General features: G+C 73.2%; 20 protein-coding genes. 8 read left to right on the top strand and 12 right to left on the bottom strand.

Going from position 1 to position 21131, the window contains the following annotated elements; translation table 11 throughout:
• Positions 1-2: 2 nt before the first annotated feature.
• Positions 3-350 (bottom strand): nitrite reductase small subunit NirD, encoded by a 348-nt coding sequence (gene nirD / locus ACTG9Q_RS08450; protein ID WP_455572094.1) that lies wholly within the window; start codon positions 348-350, stop codon positions 3-5.
• Positions 347-2863 (bottom strand): nitrite reductase large subunit NirB, encoded by a 2517-nt coding sequence (gene nirB / locus ACTG9Q_RS08455; RefSeq protein WP_455572095.1) that lies wholly within the window; start codon positions 2861-2863, stop codon positions 347-349. The genes nirD and nirB overlap by 4 nt, the downstream gene beginning before the upstream one ends.
• A 197-nt stretch (positions 2864-3060) precedes the next feature.
• On the opposite strand from nirB, the gene ACTG9Q_RS08460 reads away from it, so the two are divergent.
• Together ACTG9Q_RS08460 and ACTG9Q_RS08465 are read left to right on the top strand one after the other, a co-directional pair.
• Positions 3061-3645, top strand: a complete 585-nt coding sequence (locus ACTG9Q_RS08460) for a hypothetical protein (protein WP_455572096.1) — start codon at positions 3061-3063, stop codon at positions 3643-3645.
• 68 nt (positions 3646-3713) lie between these two features.
• Entirely contained in the window at positions 3714-5528 is a 1815-nt protein-coding gene (locus ACTG9Q_RS08465; RefSeq protein WP_455572097.1) for a hypothetical protein, read from the top strand.
• A gap of 7 nt (positions 5529-5535) precedes the next feature.
• Here ACTG9Q_RS08465 and ACTG9Q_RS08470 read toward each other — a convergent pair whose 3' ends face one another.
• The 3 genes from ACTG9Q_RS08470 to ACTG9Q_RS08480 form a co-directional block, all read right to left on the bottom strand.
• Entirely contained in the window at positions 5536-6927 is a 1392-nt protein-coding gene (locus ACTG9Q_RS08470; RefSeq protein ID WP_455572098.1) for an MFS transporter, read from the bottom strand.
• A 123-nt stretch (positions 6928-7050) separates the two neighbouring features.
• Entirely contained in the window at positions 7051-8493 is a 1443-nt protein-coding gene (locus tag ACTG9Q_RS08475; protein WP_455572099.1) for an FAD-dependent oxidoreductase, read from the bottom strand.
• Positions 8490-10553, bottom strand: coding sequence for a molybdopterin oxidoreductase family protein (locus ACTG9Q_RS08480; protein WP_455572100.1), 2064 nt, complete (start codon positions 10551-10553; stop codon positions 8490-8492). Before ACTG9Q_RS08480 ends, ACTG9Q_RS08475 begins: the two co-directional genes overlap by 4 nt.
• Positions 10554-10818: 265 nt before the next feature.
• Here ACTG9Q_RS08480 and ACTG9Q_RS08485 point away from each other — a divergent pair, with 265 nt between their 5' ends.
• On the top strand, positions 10819-11550 hold the full coding sequence (locus tag ACTG9Q_RS08485; protein ID WP_455572101.1) for an esterase/lipase family protein: 732 nt from the start codon (positions 10819-10821) through the stop codon (positions 11548-11550).
• Here ACTG9Q_RS08485 and ACTG9Q_RS08490 read toward each other — a convergent pair.
• The 4 genes from ACTG9Q_RS08490 to ACTG9Q_RS08505 all read right to left on the bottom strand — a co-directional run bounded on the left by ACTG9Q_RS08490 (position 11547) and on the right by ACTG9Q_RS08505 (position 15785).
• On the bottom strand, positions 11547-12335 hold the full coding sequence (locus ACTG9Q_RS08490; RefSeq protein ID WP_455572102.1) for a TIGR02569 family protein: 789 nt from the start codon (positions 12333-12335) through the stop codon (positions 11547-11549). The two genes, ACTG9Q_RS08485 and ACTG9Q_RS08490, sit on opposite strands and share 4 nt — an antisense overlap.
• A gap of 79 nt (positions 12336-12414) precedes the next feature.
• Positions 12415-13593, bottom strand: a complete 1179-nt coding sequence (moeZ, locus tag ACTG9Q_RS08495; RefSeq protein ID WP_455572103.1) for an adenylyltransferase/sulfurtransferase MoeZ — start codon at positions 13591-13593, stop codon at positions 12415-12417.
• 95 nt (positions 13594-13688) lie between these two features.
• Positions 13689-14783 (bottom strand): DUF3152 domain-containing protein, encoded by a 1095-nt coding sequence (locus ACTG9Q_RS08500; protein ID WP_455572709.1) that lies wholly within the window; start codon positions 14781-14783, stop codon positions 13689-13691.
• 54 nt (positions 14784-14837) lie between these two features.
• Positions 14838-15785, bottom strand: coding sequence for an alpha/beta fold hydrolase (locus ACTG9Q_RS08505; protein WP_455572104.1), 948 nt, complete (start codon positions 15783-15785; stop codon positions 14838-14840).
• Positions 15786-15959: 174 nt separating this feature from the next.
• Between ACTG9Q_RS08505 and ACTG9Q_RS08510 the strand changes: the two genes are divergently transcribed.
• The 3 genes from ACTG9Q_RS08510 to ACTG9Q_RS08520 all read left to right on the top strand — a co-directional run bounded on the left by ACTG9Q_RS08510 (position 15960) and on the right by ACTG9Q_RS08520 (position 17608).
• Entirely contained in the window at positions 15960-16592 is a 633-nt protein-coding gene (locus ACTG9Q_RS08510; protein WP_455572105.1) for a TetR/AcrR family transcriptional regulator, read from the top strand.
• A gap of 49 nt (positions 16593-16641) precedes the next feature.
• Positions 16642-17355, top strand: coding sequence for a PP2C family protein-serine/threonine phosphatase (locus tag ACTG9Q_RS08515; protein WP_455572106.1), 714 nt, complete (start codon positions 16642-16644; stop codon positions 17353-17355).
• Between the two features lie 115 nt (positions 17356-17470).
• The gene (locus ACTG9Q_RS08520; RefSeq protein ID WP_455572107.1) at positions 17471-17608 is read left to right on the top strand and encodes a hypothetical protein; all 138 of its coding nucleotides are present in this window, start codon (positions 17471-17473) and stop codon (positions 17606-17608) included.
• 9 nt (positions 17609-17617) lie between these two features.
• Here the strand turns inward: ACTG9Q_RS08520 and ACTG9Q_RS08525 are convergent, their stop codons facing one another.
• Together ACTG9Q_RS08525 and ACTG9Q_RS08530 are read right to left on the bottom strand one after the other, a co-directional pair.
• Positions 17618-18634 carry an alpha/beta fold hydrolase gene (locus ACTG9Q_RS08525; protein WP_455572108.1) on the bottom strand — a complete coding sequence of 339 codons (1017 nt, stop codon included), beginning with the start codon at positions 18632-18634 and terminating at the stop codon, positions 17618-17620.
• 122 nt (positions 18635-18756) lie between these two features.
• Positions 18757-19668 (bottom strand): AurF N-oxygenase family protein, encoded by a 912-nt coding sequence (locus ACTG9Q_RS08530; RefSeq protein WP_455572109.1) that lies wholly within the window; start codon positions 19666-19668, stop codon positions 18757-18759.
• A gap of 73 nt (positions 19669-19741) precedes the next feature.
• Here ACTG9Q_RS08530 and ACTG9Q_RS08535 point away from each other — a divergent pair, with 73 nt between their 5' ends.
• Together ACTG9Q_RS08535 and ACTG9Q_RS08540 are read left to right on the top strand one after the other, a co-directional pair.
• Positions 19742-20476 (top strand): TetR/AcrR family transcriptional regulator, encoded by a 735-nt coding sequence (locus ACTG9Q_RS08535; protein WP_455572110.1) that lies wholly within the window; start codon positions 19742-19744, stop codon positions 20474-20476.
• A gap of 9 nt (positions 20477-20485) precedes the next feature.
• Complete coding sequence (locus ACTG9Q_RS08540; RefSeq protein ID WP_455572111.1) at positions 20486-20812, top strand: DUF4873 domain-containing protein; 327 nt, start codon at positions 20486-20488, stop codon at positions 20810-20812.
• Positions 20813-20882: 70 nt separating this feature from the next.
• On the opposite strand, the gene ACTG9Q_RS08545 is transcribed toward ACTG9Q_RS08540, so the two are convergent.
• The gene (locus tag ACTG9Q_RS08545) at positions 20883-21107 is read right to left on the bottom strand and encodes a DUF3107 domain-containing protein (RefSeq protein ID WP_455572112.1); all 225 of its coding nucleotides are present in this window, start codon (positions 21105-21107) and stop codon (positions 20883-20885) included.
• Positions 21108-21131 lie beyond the last annotated feature (24 nt).

A 21131-nucleotide genomic window follows, 5' to 3' on the forward strand; every position in this document is an offset into this window, starting at 1 on the left:
GGTCACCGGCGCCCCAGCTGAATGGTTCCATCCAGGACGCGGACCGGGTAGGTGGGGACCGACACGTCGGTGTCGTCGACGCAGTGCCCGGAGCGCAGGTCGAAGTGCTGCTTGTGCATGGGGGAGGCCACCACCGGCGTGCCGCGCAGGTCGCCGACGATGCCGCGGGCGAGCACGGCGGCCCCGCTGAACGGATCGATGTTGCCCAGGGCGAAGACGGCGTCGTCGTGGGTGCGGAAGACGGCGACCTGGCTGCCGTCGGGCAGCAGGACCGCGACACCGGTCTCCCTCGGGACCGCGGCCAGCGCGCAGACCGGGGTCCACACGGGAGCGGGGACGACCTGGGTCATCGGGAGACCACCTCCGGGGTGCCCAGCAGCACCGGGACCGACTGCCCGCGCTCGGCGCGGAAGGAGATCGTCGGGTCCGGCGTGCCGGGGGCGTTGACGAACGAGCTGAAGCGGGCCAGCTTCTCCGGGTCGGCCAGCACGCCCGCCCACTCGTCGGCGTACCCGGCGACGTGGTCGGCCAGCTGGGCCTCCAGCTCGGCGGCGATGCCGAGGCTGTCGCGCACGACGACGTCGCGCACGTGGTCGAGGCCGCCCTCGATGGAGTCCAGCCACACCGAGGTGCGCTGGAGGCGGTCGGCGGTGCGGATGTAGAACATCAGGAACCGGTCGATGGTGCGGATCAGGGTCTCCTTGTCCACATCGGACACGAGCAGGTCGGCGTGGCGGGGCAGGGTGCCGCCGTTGCCGCCCACGTAGAGGTTCCAACCGGTCTCGGTGGCGATGACGCCGAAGTCCTTGCCGCGGGCCTCGGCGCATTCGCGGGCGCAGCCGGAGACCGCGGACTTGAGCTTGTGCGGCGAGCGCAGGCCGCGGTAGCGCAGCTCCAGCTCGATGGCCAGGCCCACGGAGTCCTGCACGCCGTAGCGGCACCAGGTCGACCCGACGCAGGACTTCACCGTGCGCAGGGCCTTCCCGTAGGCGTGGCCGGACTCGAAGCCCGCGTCCACCAGCCGCCGCCAGATCTCCGGGAGCTGGTCGACGGTCGCGCCGAACAGGTCGATGCGCTGCCCGCCGGTGATCTTGGTGTAGAGCCCGTAGTCGGCGGCGACCTGGGCGATGGCCATGAGCTTGGCCGGGGTGATCTCGCCGCCGGGGATGCGCGGGACCACCGAGTAGGTGCCGTTGCGCTGCATGTTGGCCAGGAAGCGGTCGTTGGTGTCCTGCAGCGCCGCCTGCTCCCCGCCGAGGATGTGGCCGTTGCCCAGGGAGGCCAGGATCGAGGCGACGACGGGCTTGCAGATGTCGCAGCCCCGGCCGGTGCCGTGCCGGGACACCAGCTCGGTGAAGGTGGTGACGCCGGTGACCCGCGCGATCTCGAACAGCTCGGCGCGGGAGTGCGCGAAGTGCTCGCAGAGCGCCTTGGACTGCTCGACGCCGCAGGAGGTCAGCAGCTGCTTGAGCATCGGCACGCAGGAGCCGCACGCGGTGCCCGCGCGGGTGCAGCCCTTGATCTTGGGCACGTCGTCGGCGCCCGCGGTGAGGATCGCGTCGCGGATGGCGCCCTTGGTCACGGCGTTGCACGAGCAGACCTGGGCGTCGTCGGGCAGCGCGCCCACCCCGACCCCGCCACCGCCGCCCGCCGGGGCGAGCAGCACGCCCGGCTCGGCGGGCAGCGGACGGCCGACCAGCGGGCGCAGGGTGGCGTAGTCGGTGGCGTCGCCCACGAGGACGCCGCCGAGCAGGGTCCTGGCGTCGTCGGAGACGACGAGCTTGCGGTAGGTGCCCGCGACGGCGTCGTTGACCACCACCTCCAAGGCGCCCTCGGTGGCCGCGTGCGCGTCGCCGAAGCTGGCCACGTCCACGCCCATCAGCTTGAGCTTGGTGGACATGTCCGCGCCGGTGAACTCCGCGCCCCCGCCGAGCAGGCGGTCGGCGACCACCTCGGCCATGGCGTAGCCGGGGGCGACCAGGCCGTAGACGCGGCCGCCCGCCAGGGCGCACTCGCCGATGGCGTAGACGGCCGGGTCGGTCGTGCGGCAGGCGGTGTCGACCACGACGCCGCCGCGCTCGCCGACGCCGAGTCCGCAGTCGCGGGCGAGCTGGTCGCGCGGCCGGATGCCCGCGGAGAACACGATCAGGTCCAGGTCCAGCTCGGTGCCGTTGGCCAGCCTGGCCAGCAGCCTGCCCCGGTCGCCCTCGATCGCGGTGGCGGACGTGCCCGGGTGCACGGTGACGTCCAGGCGCTCGATGAGGCGCCTGAGCAGCGCGCCGCCGCCCTCGTCGACCTGCAGCGGCATCAGCCGGGGGGCCAGCTCGACCACGTGCGGGGACACGCCCATGTCGCGCAGGGCCTTGGCCGCCTCAAGGCCGAGCAGGCCGCCGCCGACGACCATCGCCGCGCCCCGGCCCATGGCGCCCCGCGCGCCCTCGACGGAGGCGCGGATGGCGTCGAGGTCGTCGATGGTGCGGTAGACGTGGCAGCCGGGCAGGTCGCGGCCGGGGACCGGGGGCACGAACGGGGCCGACCCGGTGGCCAGGACCAGCGCGTCGTAGGGCTGCGTGCGGCCCGATGCCGTGGTGACGGTCTTGGCCGCGCGGTCGATCGCGGTGACCGGGTCACCCAGGTGCAGGGCGACGGCGGTGTCGCCGGTGTACTCCGCGCCTTCCAGTTGCAGCGCCATGGGGTCCCAGGTGTCCACATAGGACGTGAGGGCGACCCGGTCGTAGGCGGGGCGGCCCTCCTCGGCGAACACGACGACCCGCCACGAGCCGTCCGCGTCGCGGTCGCGCAATGCCTGGACGAGCCGGTGCCCGACCATGCCGCCGCCGACGACGACCACTGTCCGCGTCATGCCTTGCCCTCCTCGCGTGGAGCCTGCCCGCCATGCTCCGATTCGCTGGTGTCGCGCGGGATTCCCGGTTGTTTCCCGCCGGTTACGGATGCCTCTCCGTGCGGGTCGGCGGCCCGTGCGGGTGACCTGGCGCACGATCGGTTGATTTCCCCGGAGTAACTTGGGTTTCCGGCGCCGCGCGCCCTACCGTCGTCGCCGTGCGTCCCCGATCCGCCGCGGCACTCGTCTCGACCGTGCTGTCGGCCCTGTTGCTCTCGGCCTGCGCGCCCGCCGACCCGGCCGCGCAGGCGCCCCGCTCGGCCGTGGCCGACCCGGGGCCCGCCGCCGTCGGCGACGAGCCCGTGCTCACCGCGGGCACGGTCCTGGTCACCACGCCCAAGCGGGCGCCCGCCGTGCTGGACTGCGGGCGCTACCTGCCCGTCCTGCGCCGGGTCACCGGCATCGACGTCGAGGTCAGGGCGGCGGAGTCCACCGGGCAGCTGTGCCGCTACGCCCTGCCCTACAACCGGGGCACGACCACGGCGTCGGTCTTCTTCCGCGCCGAGCCGCCCGGCACCCCCAGCTACCGGCCCACCGCGGCGCTGTTCGGCAACAGCACCTACCAGGTGGGCGGCAACGCCGGGAAGGACTGCGGGTTCTCGGTGGCCATCGACGCGGCCAAGCGGCCGCACCAGCACGGCTCGCACCTGACCGTGCTGGGCACCTACGAGGCCGTCGAGAAGCCGTGCACGGTGGCCAAGGCCATCACCGAGGTGCTCTTCGACCAGCTCGACGATATCTAGGCCGTCCTCTCGACCGTGGAACCTTTTCGTCGCAACGATTTCGTCCCCACGTTGGCTAAGATCCGCCCATGTCGCTGCCGGTGCGCACACTGTGGGTCCCCTTCAGCCTCCCGGGCGCGCGCTCGGGGCCGGTGACGCTGGGCCAGCACAACGTGCTGCGGTGGCTCGGGGCCGACGGCGGCGACGCGCTGCCCGCGTTCGTGCCGGTCCCGCCAGGGCGCACCGCCGAGGACGTCGCCGACGCGCTCGGGGTGCTCGTCGCGCGGCACGAGTCGCTGCGGACGGTGTTCGACGGCCGGACCCAGCGGGTGCTGGAGTCCGGGCGGGTGGCGGTCACCGTGCACGAGCTGGTCGGCGAGGAGGTCGAGTTCGTCGGGCCGCTGGTGCTGCGGCTGCTCGGCGAGCCGTTCGACGTCACCGCCGACCCGCCCGTGCGCGCACTGGTGGTGACCCGCGACGGCGCCGCGTTCATCGCGGTGCTGCTGCTCTCGCACGCCGCCGTCGACGCGGCCAGCGCGGCGATGCTGGGGCAGCAGTGCGCCGACCTGCTCAGCGGCGACAACCCGGGCAGCGGCAACAACTCGGACAGCGGCAACAACTCGGACAGGGGCGACGACTCGGGCGGGGGCGAGGACTCAGGTAGGGGCGACAGCTCAGGCGGGGGCGGGGACTCGGGCGGGCCGAGCGGGCACCAGCCGCTCGACCAGGCCGAGTGGGAGCACTCCCCCGCGGGCCTGCGGCGCACGGCGGCGTCGCTGCGGCACTGGGAGGCCAGGCTGCGGGAGGCGCCGCAGGCGGTGTTCACCGTGCCGCACCCCGACGGCATGCCGGGGCACCGGGAGGTGCGGATGCTGTCGGCGGCGCTGGCCCGCGCGCTGGGGCCGGTGGCGGCGCGCACCGGGGTCGGCCCGTCGGCGGTGGTGCTGGCCGCGGCCGTCGGCCTGCTCGCGGCGCACACCGGCACCGACCCCGGGGTGCTGGTGTCGATCTCGGGCAACCGGTTCCGGTCGGCCTGGCGCGACTACATCGGGCCGCTCGCCCAGGACGCGCTGGTGTCCTACGACGTCTCCGGCAGCGGCGGTTTCGACGGGCTGGCGCGGCAGATGGCCTCGGCGACGCTGGCCGCCTACCGGTGCGCCCACTTCGACTCCGTGCGGCTGTGGGAGGTCATCGACGCCGTCAGCCGCGAGCGCGGCACCCGGTTCCACCGCGACTGCGTCTTCAGCGACCTCGGCATCGCCGACCCCGGCCCCGCCACTCCCGACCCCACCATGCCTGACCCCGCCATGCCCGACCCCGGTGAGCCCGATCTCGCCATGCCTGACCCCGCCACGCCCAACCCCGGTGAGCCCGACCCCGGTGAGCCCGCGGCGACCCGGTTCGAGCCGATGTTCGACCGCCCCCTGCCGACGGCGTTCTACCTCACCCTGGGCGCGGTGTCCGCCGCCGAGGTCGACCTGCGCCTGCACACCGACACCGCGTACGTGCCCGACCCGGCCCGGTTCCTGCGCGCGGTGGAGCGGCTGGTGCTCGCCGCCGCCGAGCGCGACGTGCCGGTCGCGGAGTTCGCCGAGGTGTCCGGGATCGACCGGGTGGTCCCCGGTCCCGGGTGGTGCCAAGTGGACTCCTGCTGGGTCGACCTCGCGCAGGTGCGCGCGCTGCTGGGGGCCGCGGTGTTCGTCGAGGACGGCGCGCTGGTCGCCTACGTCACCGGGGAGGCGTCGGTGGCCGAGCTGCACGAGCGGTGCCGGGACGGGCTGGCGGGCAGGCCCGCGGCGATGGCGCCGCACCGCTACGTGGTCTGCGCGCAGGCGCCGCGGGACCTCTCGGACGCGGCGGCCTGGCGGCGGATGCCGGTGCTGGCCTCCGGGTCCGGCCGGTGAGCCGTGCCTAGACCCCCGCGTACGCCAGGCTGGGCGCGCGCTCCACGGCGAAGGACTTGCGCAGGTAGAACCACCAGGTGACGGCGACGCAGACCGCGTAGAAGCCGAGGAAGGCGACCAGCGCGGGGGTGAGGGTCCCGGCGGCTTCCAGGGAGAACTTGAAGACCAGGTTCACCAACACGCCGCCCAGCGCGCCGACCGCGCCCGCGATGCCGACCACGGCGCCCGCCTGTCGCTTGGCCCGCTTGAGCGCGGACTCGACGTGCTCGCCGGTCTCGGCGGCCGTGCGCCTGACCTCGGCGGAGAAGATCACCGGGATCATCCGGTAGGTCGTGCCGTTGCCCATGCCGGTGAGCACGAACAGCAGCACGAACGAGCCGAAGAACAGCGCGAAGCTGTTGGCGGACACGCTGGCCATCACCCCGATCGCGCCCACGCCGAGGCCGACGAAGATGACCATGGTCATCCGCGCCCCGCCGAAGCGGTCGGCCAGCCAGCCGCCGAAGGGCCGGGTCACCGAGCCGATGAGCGCGCCGATGAAGGCCAGCGCGACGAAGCCCGTGTGGTCGACGAACGCGATCTTGATCAGCGACGGGAACGCGAAGGAGAAGCCGATGAACGAGCCGAACGTCCCGATGTAGAGGAACGACATCACCCAGGTGTGCTTGTTGGACAGCGCTTGCCGGTAGGAGGTGCCGTCGGGCTTGGCCGAGGTGAGGCTGTCCATGAAGAACCAGGCGCAGGCCGCGGCCAGGACGATCAGCGGCATCCACATCAGCGCGGCGTAGACCAGGTTCACCCCGGTGCCGACGCTGATGGCGATGGGCACCAGCAGCTGGGTCTGCGCGACGCCGATGTTGCCGCCCGCGGCGTTGAGGCCGAGCGCGAGGCCCTTCTTGCCCTCGGGGTAGAAGAAGGAGATGTTGGCCATCGACGAGGAGAAGTTGCCGCCGCCCAAGCCCATCGCCGCCGCGGTGAGCAGGAAGAACCAGTACGGGGTGCCCTCGCCGAGCACCGCGGCGGCGAGCATGGCGCACGGGATGAGCAGCAGGCCCGCGCTGATGGTCGTCCACAGGCGACCGCCGAAGCGCGGCACCGCGAAGGTGTAGGGCACCCGCAGGGCGGCGCCGACCAGGTTGGGCACGATGAGCAGCCAGAACGTCTGGCCGACGGAGAAGTCGTGGCCGACCGAGCCGAGGCTGACCACCACGATGCTCATGAGGACCCAGACGCTGAAGCCCAGGTTCTCGGCGAAGATGGAGAAGACGAGGTTCTTGTTCGCGGTCCTGCGCCCCGTTCCCGCCCAGAACGCCGGGTCCTCCGGCTCCCAGTGCTCGATCCAGCGGCCCCTGCGGGCCACGCCCTTCGGCTCTGGCGGCGACTCGACGGTGGTGCTCATGGACGTTCCTCCTCGTGGCGCTGTGTCGTGGGAAACGCTAGGCAGCGGGGATTGCGGGCGGGTGGCCTGTCGTGACAGGCCCGGCACGTTGTCCGCACAGCGGCGCGGGCACGGCGGTGAGGGTCACGCCTTGGCGAGCCAGTCGGCGATGCCGCGCACCGCCTCGGCGCACCCGCCGCAGCCGGTGGTGGCCCTGGTGGTGGCGGCGAGGTCGGCCACCGAGCACGCGCCGCCCCGCCACGCCTTGACCAGCTGTCCTTTGGAGACGGTGTTGCACCGGCACACCACCGCCGACGCGGGCAGCTCGGCCGGGCTGTGCGCGGGCACGCCCGCCGCGGGCAGCGCCCGGCCCAGCAGCAGGGCCAGCCGGTCGGACGGGGCCGGGGTCTTCGCGTCGTAGAGCTGGGTGACCAGCGCCGCGGCGTCGGGCACGCCGAGCAGGATCGCCCCGGCCACCCGGTCCTCGCGCAGGACGAGCTTGGCGTAGCGGCCGCGGGTCGGGTCCTGCAGGCACAGCACCTCGGCGTCGCCGTCGGAGACCGACGCGTGCACGTCGCCGAGGGCGGCGAGGTCGACGCCGCGGGCCTTGAGCCGGGTGACGACCGGGGTGCCGCGGTAGCGGGCGGCGGGGGCGGCGCCGGTGAGCAGGTCGGCGAGCACCTCGGCCTGCTCCCACGCGGGCTGCACCAGGCCGGAGACCGTGCCGGGGTGCTGGGCGCAGTCGCCGATGGCGTGCACGCGCGGGTCGCTGGTGCGCAGCGCGTCGTCGACGAGCACGCCTCGGTCGCACGTCAGGCCCATCGCCTCGGCGATCCCGGTCTCGGCGCGCACCCCGGCGGAGACCACGACGAGGTCGGCCGGGACGTGGCTGCCGTCGTCGAGCTTGAGGCCGTCGCCGGGCACGTAACGGGCGGCGACCCGGTTGAGGCGGAACTCGATGCCCAGCCTGCCCAGGGTGGCGGCCAGGACGGCGCCCGCGCCCGCGTCGAGCTGGCGCTCCATCAGGTGCCCGACCGGGTGCACGACGGTCACCAGGCTGCCCCGGCCCGCCAGGCCGCGGGCGGCCTCCAGGCCGAGCAGGCCGCCGCCGAGCACCGCGACCGGCGCGCCGGGGCGGGCGCGGTCGAGGATGGCGGCGCAGTCGTCGAGGTCGCGGAAGGTGACCACGCCCTCGGCCAGGGTGCCGTCGTCGGTGCGCAGCCCCTCGGTGGGCGGCACCCAGGCGCGGCTGCCGGTGGCCAGGACGAGCGCGTCGTAGTCCACACTGGACCCGTCCGAGAGGCCGACGGTGCGCGCGGCGCGGTCCACGGCGGTCACCGCGACCCCCAGGCGCAGGTCGACGTGGTGGCGCTCGGCCCAGTCGCCGTCCTGCAGGCGCACCGAGTCCGGGCTCATGGTCCCCGCGACGACCGCCGAGAGCAGCACCCGGTTGTAGGCGGCGTGCGGCTCGGCCCCGATCACGGTCAGCGCCACCCGCTCCCCGGAGCGGTCCCGGCGGCGGACCTCCTCGGCCAGCCGGGCCCCCGCCATGCCATAGCCCACGACCACCACGCGGCGCGCGCTCATGAGACCTCCAGTCGGACTGCGCAGACCTTGAACTCGGGCATCCGGCTCGTCGGGTCGAGCGCGGGGTTGGTGAGCAGGTTGGCGCGCTGCGCGCCGGGGAAGTGGAAGGGCAGGAACACCGTGTCCTGGCGGGCGGTCAGGGTGTGGCGCACCCGCGCGCGGGTCTCGCCCCGGCGGGAGACGACCCTGGCCCAGTCGCCGTCGGCGAGCCCGGCGCGCTCGGCGGTGTCCGGGTGCACCTCGACGAACGCCTCGGGCACGGCGTCGGCCAGCTCGGCGACCAGGCGGGTCTGCGCCCCGGACTGGTAGTGCTGCAGGACGCGGCCGGTGGTGGCCAGCAGCGGGTAGTCGTCGTCGACCGGCTCCGCGGGCCCGCCGTGGTCGACGGGGGTGAAGCGGGCGCGGCCGTCCGGGTGGGCGAAGCGGTCGAGGAACACCCGGGGCGTGCCGGGGTGGTCCTCCGCCGGGACCGGCCAGAACAGCTCCTCACCGGCGGCCAGGCGCTCGTAGGTGACGCCGGAGTAGTCGGCCGGGCCGCCCTCGGAGGCGCGGCGCAGTTCGGCGAAGACCGCGCGCGGGTCGTCGGGGAAGCGCTCGGCGGGCTGGCCGAGGCGCATGGCCAGGCCGCGCAGCACGGCGAGGTCGCTGCGGACGCCCTCGGGCGCGTCGAGCGACTTGGCGCGCAGGAGGACCCGGCCCTCCAGGTTGGTCAGCGTGCCGTCCTCCTCGGCCCACTGGGTGACCGGCAGCACCACGTCGGCGCGGGCGGCGGTCTCCGAGAGCACGAAGTCGGCGACGACCAGCAGGTCCAGAGAGGACAGTCGGTCGGTGATGTGCCCGGCGTGGGGGGCGGAGACGACGATGTTGCTGCCGAACACCAGCAGCGCCTTGGGTCCGCCGCCGCTGCCGAGGGAGTCGAGCAGCTCGTAGGCCGAGCGGCCCGCGCCGGGCAGGGAGTCCGGGTCGACGCCCCACACGCCCGCGACGTGGGCGCGCGCGGCCGGGTCGTCGATCCTGCGGTAGCCGGGGAGCTGGTCGGCCTTCTGGCCGTGCTCGCGGCCGCCCTGGCCGTTGCCCTGGCCGGTCAGGCAGCCGTAGCCCGCGCCGGGGGTGCCGGGCAGGCCGAGGGCGAGGGCCAGGTTGATCCAGGCCGAGACGGTGTCGGTGCCGCGGGCGTGCTGCTCGCTGCCGCGGCCGGTGAGGACGACCGCGCGGTCGGCGCCCGCGAGCAGCGCGGCGGCGCGGCGCTGGTCGGCCGCGGCGACGCCGGTCACCCGCTCGACGCGCTCGGGCCACCAGGCCGCGGCCACCCGCCAGGCGGCGTCGAAGCCGGTGGTGCGCTCGGCGACGAAGTCCCCGCGCAGGTGGCCGTCGGCGACGACGGCGTGCAGGATGCCCAGCGCCAGGGCCAGGTCGGTGCCGGGGCGGGGCTGCAGGTGCAGGGTGGCCTGCTCGGCGGTCGCGGTGCGCCGCGGGTCGACGACGACGAGCCCGCCGGAGCCCGCGGCGTTCCTGAGGTGCTGGAGGAACGGCGGCATGGTCTCGGCCGGGTTGGCCCCGACCAGCAGCACCGCGTCGGCGGCGGCGACATCGGTGATGGGGAAGGGCATCCCGCGGTCGAGGCCGAACGCGCGCGTCCCCGCGGCGGCGGCCGAGGACATGCAGAACCGGCCGTTGTAGTCGATCTGCGCGGTGCCCAGCGCGACCCGGGCGAACTTGCCGAGCAGGTACGCCTTCTCGGTGGTGAGGCCGCCGCCGCCGAACACCGCGACGGAGTCGGCGCCGTGCTCGCCCCGCAGCGCGGTGACGCGGGCGGCGACCAGGTCGAGGGCGTCGTCCCAGGAGTCGGGCACCAGCTCGCCGCCGACGCGGATGAGCGGGGTGGTGAGGCGGTGGGCGCTGGTGAGCAGCGCGCCGGAGGTCCAGCCCTTCTGGCACAGCCCGCCGCGGTTGGTGGGGAACTCGCGCGGCTCGACGCGGGCGCCGGACAGCCGCATCCCGCACTGCAGGGCGCAGTAGGGGCAGTGGGTGTCGACGGCGGGGGCGGCCACGTTCGTCATGCCCGTCTCCTGGTCCGGCGGCGTGGGAACGCTTGTGAACGTAAGCACGCCGTGTTACCCGCTGATGCGGCCATGTTTCCGGCGTGCGAACTTGCCTGCGCAGGAGAACAGCGCCTGCCGTGAGGATGCGGCGCACAAAGGTCGTTGTCTACCGGAACAATGCTGGTGGGGGACGTCTTGTCGGTGGGGGGTTGACGAACTTACGGTGAGTCGGATCACAAATTACCGGCGGGTAACCGCCGTTCGGGCAAGGAGGCCCCCTGTGATGCGCCGACTTATCGGAGCAATCGCCGCCGCCCTGTTGGTCCTCACCGCCACCGCCGTCCCCGCGTCGGCCGCGCCGCGGCCGGTGATCGTGGTGGCAGGCACCTTTGGACCGGCATTCTTCTACGAGCCACTCGCCGCCCGGCTCCGCGCCGACGGCAAGCAGGTGGCCATCTTCCAGCTGACCGGCCTGGGCACCGCCGACATCCGCACCTCGGCCCGCGACCTGGCCCGCTTCGCGGCGGACTTCCGGGCGCGCACCGGAGCGGGCGCGGTCGACCTGGTCGCGCACTCCCAGGGCGGGCTGGTGGCCCGGCAGTACCTGAAGTACGAGGGCGGCGCGGACAAGGTGGGCAGCCTGGTCAACCTGGCCGTGCCCAACCAGGGGACGGTGGTGGCCAACATCGCCGACTTCTTCGGCGGCGGCAACTGCCTGACGATCGTCTCCTGCCAGCAGATGCGCGTCGGCTCGTCGTTCCTCGGCACGCTCAACGCAGGCGACGACACCGTCGGGTCCGTCCGCTACACCAACCTGTTCACCCTGCTCGACGAGCTGGTCCAGCCGGTGTGGAACGCCGCGATGGCCGACGGCGCGACGAACGTGCTGGTGCAGTCCCAGTGCCCGGTGCGGGCGGTGGCCCACGTCGGGATGGCGCTGGACGGCACCGTCTACGACGGGGTCCGCGACGCGCTGAACGGAGAACCGGTGCGCCTCAACTGCTTCGCGCTCTAGAGCAGTTCGGTCACGCGGTTGGCCGCGCGCTCCAGGCCGCGCATCGAGCGCTGTGTCGACTTGGGGTGCAGGGCGTGCACCGCCAGCCGGAACAGCAGGGCGTGCAGCAGCGCCTGGGGCCAGTCCGCCAGGTGCGACCAGCGGCGGGCGATCCCGTCGTCGGCGCCGCCCCAGGCCAGCGCGTCGACCACCACCACGGCGGCCGCCCACTCCGCGGGGCGGTAGTAGGCGGTGAAGTCGGCCAGGCCGGGGGCGGCGTCGCCGTCGAACAGCACGGTGCCGAACAGGTCGCCGTGCACGACCTGGGGCTTGGCGGTGATCTCGCCCCGGGACTCCGAGAGCAGGGCGAACAGCCTGCCGCCGAGGCCGGGGTCGAGCTCGGCGCGCTCCTCGGCCCAGGCCACGCGGTCGGCCATGGCGAAGACGTCGGCGCGCATCCCGAGGAAGCGGGGGCGGGCCAGGTCCCTGGTGACCTCGTGTAAACGCAGCGACGCGGAGACCACGTCGTCGTAGCGGGGCTCCGGCCTGCCGTCCACGAACCGGAACGCGACCCAGCCGCCGACGACGTAGCGGCCGTCGCTGGAGCGCACCGGGCGGGCGATGCGCAGGTCCGGGACGGTCAGCTCACCGAGGGTCTGGGCCACCCAGGACGCCTCGGCCGGGTTGCCCGCCGGGCGCAGCGCGATGTCGTCACAGCGCCACACCGGCCCGTTCTCGATCAGGGCGGGCTCGGCGTCCCTGACGCCGAACGCGGCCCGGACGTGTTGCGGGGGCGGTGTGCTCACGGCCGGGGACGCTACCCGGTGCGCACGACGTTTCCCCGGTGTGACGCGCGGGCCGGGCGCCCGCGCGTCACCGAAGGGGTCAGTACGTCGGCAGGCTGGGGTCGACCTGCTTGGCCCAGCCCAGCACGCCGCCGCCGACGTGCACCGCGTCGGAGAAACCCGCCTTGTGCAGCGCGGCCAACGCCTCCGCTGAGCGGACGCCGGACTTGCAGTGCAGCACGATCGGCTTGTCCTGCGGCAGTTCGGCCAGCGCGTCGCCGGAGAGGATGCGGTCCTTGGGGATGAGCACCGAGTTCGGGATCTTCACGATCTCGTACTCGTGCGGCTCGCGGACGTCGATGAGCACGAAGTCCTCGCCGCGGTCGAACTTCTCCTTCAGCTCCAGCGGGGTGATGGTGCTGCCCGCCGCCGCGCTCTGCGCCGCGTCGGAGACCACGCCGCAGAACGCGTCGTAGTCGATCAGGCCCTCGATCGGCTTGGTCTCGGGGTCCTTGCGGATCTTGATGGTGCGGTAGGACATCTCCAGCGCGTCGTAGACCATCAGCCGACCCAGCAGCGGCTCGCCGATGCCGGTCAGCAGCTTGATCGCCTCGGTCACCATGATCGAGCCGATGGACGCGCACAGCACGCCGAGCACGCCGCCCTCGGCGCAGCTGGGCACCATGCCCGGCGGCGGGGGCTCGGGGTAGAGGTCGCGGTAGTTCAGGCCCTGCCCGTTGGGCGCGTCCTCCCAGAAGACGCTGACCTGGCCCTCGAACCGGAAGATCGAGCCCCAGACGTAGGGCTTGCCCAGCAGCACCGCGGCGTCGTTGACCAGGTAGCGGGTCGCGAAGTTGTCGGTGCCGTCGAGGATGAGGTCGTAGTCGGCGAAGATCTCCAGCGCGTTGGCGGTGGTCAGCTGCGCCTCGTGCGTGACCACGTCCACCAGCGGGTTGATCTCGGCGATGGACTCCTTGGCCGAGAGCGCCTTGGGCTTGCCGACGTCGGAGACGCCGTGGATGACCTGGCGCTGCAGGTTGGACTCGTCGACGACGTCGAAGTCGACGACGCCGAGGGTGCCGACACCCGCGGCGGCCAGGTACAGCAGGGCCGGGCTGCCCAGGCCGCCCGCGCCGACGACGAGCACCTTGGCGTTCTTGAGCCGCTTCTGCCCGTCCACCCCGACATCGGGGATGATCAGGTGACGGCTGTAGCGGGCCACCTCATCCTTGGTCAGTTCCGCTGCGGGCTCCACAAGCGGCGGCAGACTGCCGGCCATCGGTCCTCCTATAACAGGGGCGTATCGCGTCTAAGGCGTGCAACGCCACGATCCCACCACCGCTTCCCGCTTCCCAGATGGCGGGACGCCCGCGCTCAGTTGGCGGGTTGGGCTTGCGGGTTGGGCCAGGCGTTGGGCTTGCACACCAGGCCGTCGGACTTCACCTGGTCGTTGAGGCCCACGGCCCGGTTGAGCTGCGCGACGTAGTTGTTGGCCACCCCGAAGCTCTGCTGCATCATCACCGGGGCCAGCTCACCGGCCTTGGCGCAGCCGACGTGCTGCAGCCCGATCCGGAAGGCGTGTCCCACTTCGTGGTTGATCGCGTACTGGCGGTAGGTGAGCATGTCGCCGTCGAAGGCCACCGCGCCGCGCACCCAGCGGGCCAGGTTGACCAGCACCCGGCGCTCGCTGTGGCGGTAGCAGGAGGCTTCGTACTTGATCGAGTACAGGCACATCTCCGGCCGGTGCACGGTGTCGGGCGTGGTCAGGCTGACCCGGAACGTGGGGTCGGGGTGCTCGGGGCCGACCCGCTGCAGGGCGACCTCGCCCAGGCTGGTCCAGCCGCGCGGGTCGGCCAGGGTGCGGTCGACCAGCTTGGCGAAGGTCTCGTCCCCGCCGTACTCGGCGGCGTCGATGCCCTCCTCGACGTCCACGGTGTAGGTGAACAGCTGGCCCGCGCCGACCTTCTTGCCCGCGCCGGGGACCGTGCGGAAGGTGGCCTTGCCCGCCTTGGTGAACGCGGGCCCGGCGGGCAGTTCCGCGCTCGGGATGTCGAGGTCGACCGGGCCGGGCTTCTCGGTGATGCCGGGCACGGCGGGCTCGGTCTGCTCCGGGTCGACAGGCTCCGCGGGGGCGGACATGGCCGGGTTCAGCCCGTCGCCCGCGCCCGCTGGACCGCGTTCGCCCGCGGTCTGGAAGAGCACGAGGACGGTCACCGCTAGCAGAAGCGGGACGGCGTAGATCCGCCAGCCGTAGGTGGTCAGGAAGCCGCGCACGCCGCGCCGGGGGGGCTTGCGCCCGCCGGCGCGGTCGGCCGGGGGTTCCGGGTGCCATGACGCGGCCAGCGGCTCGCCCGAGGTGCGGCGGGTGCCGGGGCGGTAGCGGTCGTCGGTGGCCAGGGCTGGCTCCTCACCGGTGGTGGCTGCGGAGGGTGACGAGATCGCCGACGTGTCCCGTTCCCCCTGCGTCATCCGGCTCACGGCGTCTAGGGTGCCATACCCGCTCGTGCGCGGCGCGTAACCGGGCTACCACCGGTTGGCCGCAGCGGCGGACCACAGGCTGAGCACCGCGCGGGCCACGGTGTCGGGTCGCTCCATCTGCGCGACGTGGCCGACGTCGGAGAGCACGAGCAGCCGGGCGTTGGGGATGGCCCGCGCCGTGCGCGGGGCCTTGCGCACGGACATGAGCCGGTCGCGGGTGCCCCAGACCACCAGGGTGGGCGCGGTGATCCGGGGCGCGGCCCGCCAGATCGAGCGCGGCCCGACCACCAGCCAGGAGCGGATCAGGTCGATCGTGGCGCGGGTCAGCGCGGGGTGGAACCAGGCCATCTCGGCGCGCTCGGCGGCCTCCGCCTCGGCCTCGGCGACGCGCTGCGGGCTGACCCGGGTCGGGTCGGCGAAGCAGAGCTCCAGCATCTGCCGGGTGCGCTCGCGCGGGCTCATGGAGACCAGGCTCCGGCGGAAGCGCCTGCCCAGCAGGGGCAGCAGGGCGAGGGCCATGCGCGGGTCGGAGAGCCTGCGCGGGTCGGGGCGCAGGTCCGGCACGGCGGGCGAGATCAGCGTGAGGGTCTTGACCAGCTCCGGGGCCTGGGCGGCGGCCAGCAGGCAGATCGCCCCGCCCATCGAGTTGCCGAGCAGGTGCACCGGGCCCGCGTCGAGCCCGCTCAGCACCTGGACGAGGGTGTCGACGTTGGCGCGCAGCGTGTAGTCGTAGTCTTCCGGCGGCGCGCTGCGGCCGAAGCCGGGCAGGTCGAGCGCGATGCCGGGGGCGTGGCCCGCGAGCTGGTCGGCCAGGTCCGTCCAGTTGGTCGCGGACCCGCCGAGGCCGTGCACGTAGACGGCGGGGACCTCGCCCTGGCCCGGCGTGCGGCGCACGTAGAGCCGCACGCCGCCAATCGTCTCCACCTCACCCGGCCACGCCGGGCGGGCCGGATCGACAGGGGGCAGCTGTGCGTCGGAGAGCTCGACCGTCATCCATCGAGTGTGCAACGGTTCACCACGACGCGCCGCACAGTGTTCTGGGTCACATCGGATAATGAGCCAGACGGGGTCATCGCACAAAGATTCCGGCGGAGGGCTACCGCCAAGTAGTCTCGATGACTGGGCCGGATGACCTCGGCCCGAACCACGCAGCGAGCGAGGGGACGCATGTCGGAGACGATGCAGCACAACGGCGGCCGCGGGGCGAGACTCCCGCGCACGGCGCGCCGCGCCCAGCTGCTGGCCGCGGCCCAGGACGTGTTCGCCGCCAACGGCTACCACGCCGCGGGCATGGACGAGATCGCCGAGCGCGCGGGCGTCAGCAAGCCCGTGCTCTACCAGCACTTCCCCGGCAAGCTCGAGCTGTACATGGCGCTGCTGGAGAAGCACGTCGACGAGCTGATCAGCCGGGTGTCCACGGCGATGGAGACCACCTCGGACAACAAGACCCGGGTCCGCAACGCGGTGCGCGCGTACTTCGACTTCGTCGACGGCGAGAGCCAGGCCTTCCGCCTGGTCTTCGAGTCCGACCTGCGCAACGAGCCGCTGGTGCAGGACGCGGTCTCCCGGGCGACCAGCGCCAGCGTCGACGCGATCACCGCCACGATCACATCGGACGCCGGCCTGGACGAACACCGCGCGCGGCTGCTGGCGGTGGGCCTGGTCGGGGTCAGCCAGGTGGCCGCCCGCGCCTGGCTGGACGACTCGCGCTCGGTGCCGAAGGAGGAGGCCATCTCGCTGATCTCCACCCTGGCCTGGCGCGGCATCGGCGGCGGCTTCCCGCTGCACTCGCACGAATGAGGGAGACCTCCCCCTGCCGTCCTCAGCACCGGGCCGGCACCGTGGTGACATGCGGCTCTCAGTAGCGGGAATCAGCGCCTTGGGCGGGCGCGAGACGAACCAGGACTCTTGGTACGCCAGTGACCGGCTGATCACGGTGGCCGACGGGGTGGGCGGCGCGCCCGCGGGCGACGTGGCCTCCCGGCTGACCGTGGAGTCGGTGGCCGCCGCGGGCCCGGACATGGCGCCGGAGGAGGCCGCCGCGCGGGCCAACGCCGCCGTGCGCGCCTACGCCGCGACCGACCCGGCCACCGAGGGCATGGCCACCACGCTCGCCGTGGCGGTGCTGAGCGCGGACGGCTGGGTGCGGGGGGCGCACGTCGGCGACAGCGTCACCCTGGTGCAGACCGACCGGGTGGAGATCCTCAGCTCCCCGCACACGCTGGGCGCCGAGCTGGTCGCCGCCGGGCACCTGACCGCCGAGGAGGGCGCCCGCCACCCCAACCGGCGCGCGCTGGTCCGGGCGGTCGGCATGGACTCGACGGTGCGCCCGGACGTCTGGGCCCGCCCGGCCGTGGCGGGCGAGCGCTACCTGCTGTGCAGCGACGGGCTGACCGACGCCCTGGACGAGGCCGACCTGCTGTCCGCCCTGTCCACCCTGCGCTCCGCGGACCCCCACCAGTGCGTGGAGACCCTGGTCCGCCTGGCCTGCGAGGCCGGGGCCCGCGACAACGTGACCGCCGTCGTGGGCGACGTCGTGGAGGACGGCGCCTGGCGGCCCTGACCGTCGACCACCACCACCCGCCCGGCCCGGTCACCGCCGACCAGGCCGACAGCCCTGGACCGCGCCCTCCTCAGCGCAGGCCCCGACGACCGCGAGACACAAGGAGGTGGAGCGCTTGCGGTATCCGGAGTCGCTGGAAGACGGCCTGAAACTGATCACGGTCGCGTGGGCCCGCACGCTCACCGACTCGGGCGAGCGGCACGGCCTTGAGGACGTGGCAGCCGGGTTCGGCGTCGACCTCGACAAGGATTGAGCAGACTGGTCAGTCGCGGATGGCGGTGGTGATGCGGGTGGCGAGGTCGGTGGTGCGCTCGTAGGGGAGCATGTGGCCCGCGTTGTCGTAGACCACCAGTTCGGCGTTGGGGAGTTCGGTGGCGATCACCCGGGAGTGCTCGGCGGGGATGAGGCGGTCGCGGGAGCCGGTCAGGACCTGGGTGGGGATGTCGCGGTAGGTGCGGAGGGCTTCGGCGGCGGCGTGGCGGGTGATCGAGGTGCGCAGGGCGGCGGCGGAGCGGCGGTGGACGGCGGCCAGCTGGGCGGCGACGGAGTCCAGGTCGGCGCGGTCGTAGCGGGTGCCGAACAGGAGCCAGCGGAGGAAGGCGCGCTGGGCTCGGGCCTGGAGCGGGCCGAGCTTGCGCTGGGGCCTGGTCGAGGTGACCACCGCGGTCTCGGCGGGCGCGGCCTCGGCGGGCGCGGTCACATCGAGAGCGGGCGGCTTGGGCGCGGTCTCGGCCGGGTCGCTCGCCGAAGTGGGCGCGGTTCCGGCTGGGTCGGTTGCCAGGGTGGGCGCGGTCTCGGCTGGGTTGGTGTGGGTGGGGCGTTTGGGGCGGAGGGTGCGCAGGGAGAGGGCGGCTTTGACCAGGGGGCGGGGGAGGCCGAAGGTGATCTCGCTCATGCGGCCCGAGGACGTCGAGACGAAAAACGCCGCGTGGACGCGGGAGCGGACCAGGTCGGGGTGGCGGGCGGCGAGGGCCATCATCGCCATGCCGCCCATGGAGTGGCCGACGAGGACCAGCCTGCCGGTGGGCACGGACGTGGTGATCAGCTCGGCCAGGTCGTCGCCGAGGCTCGCCAGGGTGGCGGCCGGGTAGGGGGCGGACTGGCCGTGGCCGCGGTGGTCGAAGCGGATCACGCGGGCGTGCGGGGTCAGCAGGGGGTGCAGGGCGTCCCACACGCGGCGGTCGCTGGTCCAGCCGTGCGACAGGAGGACGGTGGCCGGGGCGTCGGGGGCCGCGCTGTCCTCGACGTGCAGGGCGGTCCCGTCGGACATGGGGAACATGGACCCCAACCTACTACTCAGTAGCCTGCTGTCCCAGGGCCGCGCAGGTGACCTGGGTCCACGACCTCGTGGTCAAGCGCGTGGGCGTGTGGCCACGCGCGGGGCGCCGCCGTCGGAGGTGATCACTTCGGCAGCAGCATCGAGCGGCGCCACAGCACCATCGACGGCCCGCCCACCAGGTCGGCCTCGGTCAGGAAGCCCATGATCCGCTCGCCCCAGTAGCGCATGGTCTCCTGGAAGTGCGGGTTGTTCTTGGCCGCCTTCCACGCCTCGCGCCTGTCCAGCCCGACGGCCTCGTACACCCGGGGGTTCACCAGGCTCAGCGCGACGAAGTAGGACACGAGCGCGGTCATGACCCGGTGGTACTGCTTGGCCGCCCAGCCCGCCTCGGCCATGCCGCGCGCGACCTCCTGCCGGGCGAAGGTCACGTGGCGCGCCTCCTCCAGCACGTGGATGCGGTTGACCATGCGGACCAGCGGCTGCAGGTCCTCGTCAGCGGTGCTCTCCCGCTGCATCCGGTCCAGGACCTCCTCGGCGACCAGGATCGCGGCGTAGGCCGACGGGCCGCGGCCGAGCACGGGCAGGACCTTCGCCAGGCTCCTGATCCACTTGCGCGGGCCGTAGGCGGGCACGCCGATGCGCTTGCACGCCTTGCCGAACATCGTCGAGTGGCGGCACTCGTCGGCGATCTCGGTGAGCAGGTAGTGCACGTGGTCGGTCGTCGGGTCGTGCTTGTAGACCTGCTTGAGCAGCATCTGCATGAGCAGCACCTCGAAGAAGATCCCGCTGCTGGCGATGCTGGCGATCTCGTGCTTGCCCAGCTCCAGCCGCTGCTCGGGGGTCATCCGCTCCCACAGCTCGGTCCCGTACAGGGAGACCCGGTGCTCGGGGTGGAAGTGCTTGCCCTCGACCATCGGGGCGTCCCAGTCGATGTCGACGTCGGGGTCGTAGAACTTGTCGGCCGAGGACTTGAGCAGCCGCCCCGCGGTCCGCTCCCGATCGGCTACCTTGGCCACCTGCAGCGCGCGGCTCATCGTCGAGTCACCTTCTCAAGTCGCTGTCTACGCGTCATGCGCGTTACTTCGAGTAACAGTTACCTCTGGTAGCATGAGTGTCATGGCGGATCGTGTCAAGGGACACACGGCGAAACTGTCCGGCGACGCCCGGCGGGACCGGTGGAAGTCGCACCGGGCCGCGCGGCGTGAGGAGTTCGTGGAGGCCGCGCTGCGCGCGCTGGCCGAGCACGGCCCCGACGTGGGCATGGAGCACGTCGCGGCCGAGGCCGGGGTCACCAAGCCGGTGCTCTACCGCCACTTCACCGACAAGGCCGACCTGTTCGTCGCCCTGGGCCAGCGCGGCACCGAGATCCTGTTCGAGCGGCTGATCCCGGCGATGAACCGGGAAGAGGCGCCGCTGCCGCGCATCCGCAAGAGCCTCGACGCGTTCTTCTCGATCATCGAGGAGTACCCCAACCTCTACCGGCTGCTGGTCCGGCGCACCTTCGGCGACCGGCGCATCGACTCCGACATCGTCGCCGAGGACAAGGGCGTCATCGCGGGCGCGCTGGCCACCCTCCTCGGGGACTACATGCGCGCGTTCAAGCTCGACTCCGGCGGCGCCGAGGTCTGGGGCCACGGCATCGTCGGCATGGTGCAGAACGTCGGCGAGTGGTGGCTGGAGCGGCGCACCATGAGCCGCGACGCCGTCGTGGAGTACCTGACCGAGACCATCTGGGCGGCCATCGACGGGACGATGCGCAAGCAGGGCGTCACCATCGACCCGAACAAGCCCCTGGAGATCAACAAAGTGATCAAGCTGGGCGACGGCGCCGCGGCAGGCTAGGAGGCACTGATGACCCACCAGGAGAACCCCGAGGACGACGGCTACACCGGCCAGGCGACCCTCGTCGTCGGCGAGCGGGAGCTGCCCGTCCGGGTCGAGCTGCGCGGCCACTTCCAGCCGATCGACGGCTACTACCGCTGGTACGGCCGCATCCAGGCCGACCCGGCGGTCTCCGAGCTCGCGGGCGGGCGCAAGACCAAGGCCGTCCTGCGCACCCCCGGCGGCGAGGCCGAGGGCGAGCTGTCCGACCCCGACCCGTGGGGCCGCTACCGGATCATGGGCACCAGCAGGCCGCCGTTCGTCGTGCAGACCACCCTGGACCGCGCCGACGTCTGAGTCCCACCACCGCGAACGCGGAGAAGGGACGCACCTTGCGGGTGCGCCCCTTCTCCGTGTCGAGCTGCTGTCAGGGCGCGAAGCCCACCTTGCGGGAGTCCACGCCGCCGATCTCCACGTACGCCACGCGGGCGGACGGGATGAGGAACCGACGGCCCTTGTCGTCGACCAGGGCCAGCTGGCCCGAGCTGTTCTTGAGGGCGTCGGCGACCAGGGCCTCGACCTCGTCAGGAGTCAGGGTGCTGTTCAGCACGAGCTCCCGCGCGGTGTCCGCGACACCGATCTTGACCTCCACGCCGACCTCCATGGGAAAACAGGT

The organism is Actinokineospora lacus (assembly GCF_053813445.1).

Bases quoted from the DNA above. Each gene is read 5' to 3' on its own strand.
- nirD (WP_455572094.1), bottom strand. From the start codon at position 350: ATGACCCAGGTCGTCCCCGCTCCCGTGTGGACCCCGGTCTGCGCGCTG.
- nirB (WP_455572095.1), bottom strand. From the start codon at position 2,863: ATGACGCGGACAGTGGTCGTCGTCGGCGGCGGCATGGTCGGGCACCGG.
- ACTG9Q_RS08465 (WP_455572097.1), top strand. From the start codon at position 3,714: ATGTCGCTGCCGGTGCGCACACTGTGGGTCCCCTTCAGCCTCCCGGGC.
- ACTG9Q_RS08470 (WP_455572098.1), bottom strand. From the start codon at position 6,927: ATGAGCACCACCGTCGAGTCGCCGCCAGAGCCGAAGGGCGTGGCCCGC.
- ACTG9Q_RS08475 (WP_455572099.1), bottom strand. From the start codon at position 8,493: ATGAGCGCGCGCCGCGTGGTGGTCGTGGGCTATGGCATGGCGGGGGCC.
- ACTG9Q_RS08480 (WP_455572100.1), bottom strand. From the start codon at position 10,553: ATGACGAACGTGGCCGCCCCCGCCGTCGACACCCACTGCCCCTACTGC.
- ACTG9Q_RS08485 (WP_455572101.1), top strand. From the start codon at position 10,819: ATGCGCCGACTTATCGGAGCAATCGCCGCCGCCCTGTTGGTCCTCACC.
- moeZ (WP_455572103.1), bottom strand. From the start codon at position 13,593: ATGGCCGGCAGTCTGCCGCCGCTTGTGGAGCCCGCAGCGGAACTGACC.
- ACTG9Q_RS08500 (WP_455572709.1), bottom strand. From the start codon at position 14,783: ATGACGCAGGGGGAACGGGACACGTCGGCGATCTCGTCACCCTCCGCA.
- ACTG9Q_RS08505 (WP_455572104.1), bottom strand. From the start codon at position 15,785: ATGACGGTCGAGCTCTCCGACGCACAGCTGCCCCCTGTCGATCCGGCC.
- ACTG9Q_RS08510 (WP_455572105.1), top strand. From the start codon at position 15,960: ATGTCGGAGACGATGCAGCACAACGGCGGCCGCGGGGCGAGACTCCCG.
- ACTG9Q_RS08515 (WP_455572106.1), top strand. From the start codon at position 16,642: ATGCGGCTCTCAGTAGCGGGAATCAGCGCCTTGGGCGGGCGCGAGACG.
- ACTG9Q_RS08525 (WP_455572108.1), bottom strand. From the start codon at position 18,634: ATGTTCCCCATGTCCGACGGGACCGCCCTGCACGTCGAGGACAGCGCG.
- ACTG9Q_RS08530 (WP_455572109.1), bottom strand. From the start codon at position 19,668: ATGAGCCGCGCGCTGCAGGTGGCCAAGGTAGCCGATCGGGAGCGGACC.
- ACTG9Q_RS08535 (WP_455572110.1), top strand. From the start codon at position 19,742: ATGAGTGTCATGGCGGATCGTGTCAAGGGACACACGGCGAAACTGTCC.
- ACTG9Q_RS08540 (WP_455572111.1), top strand. From the start codon at position 20,486: ATGACCCACCAGGAGAACCCCGAGGACGACGGCTACACCGGCCAGGCG.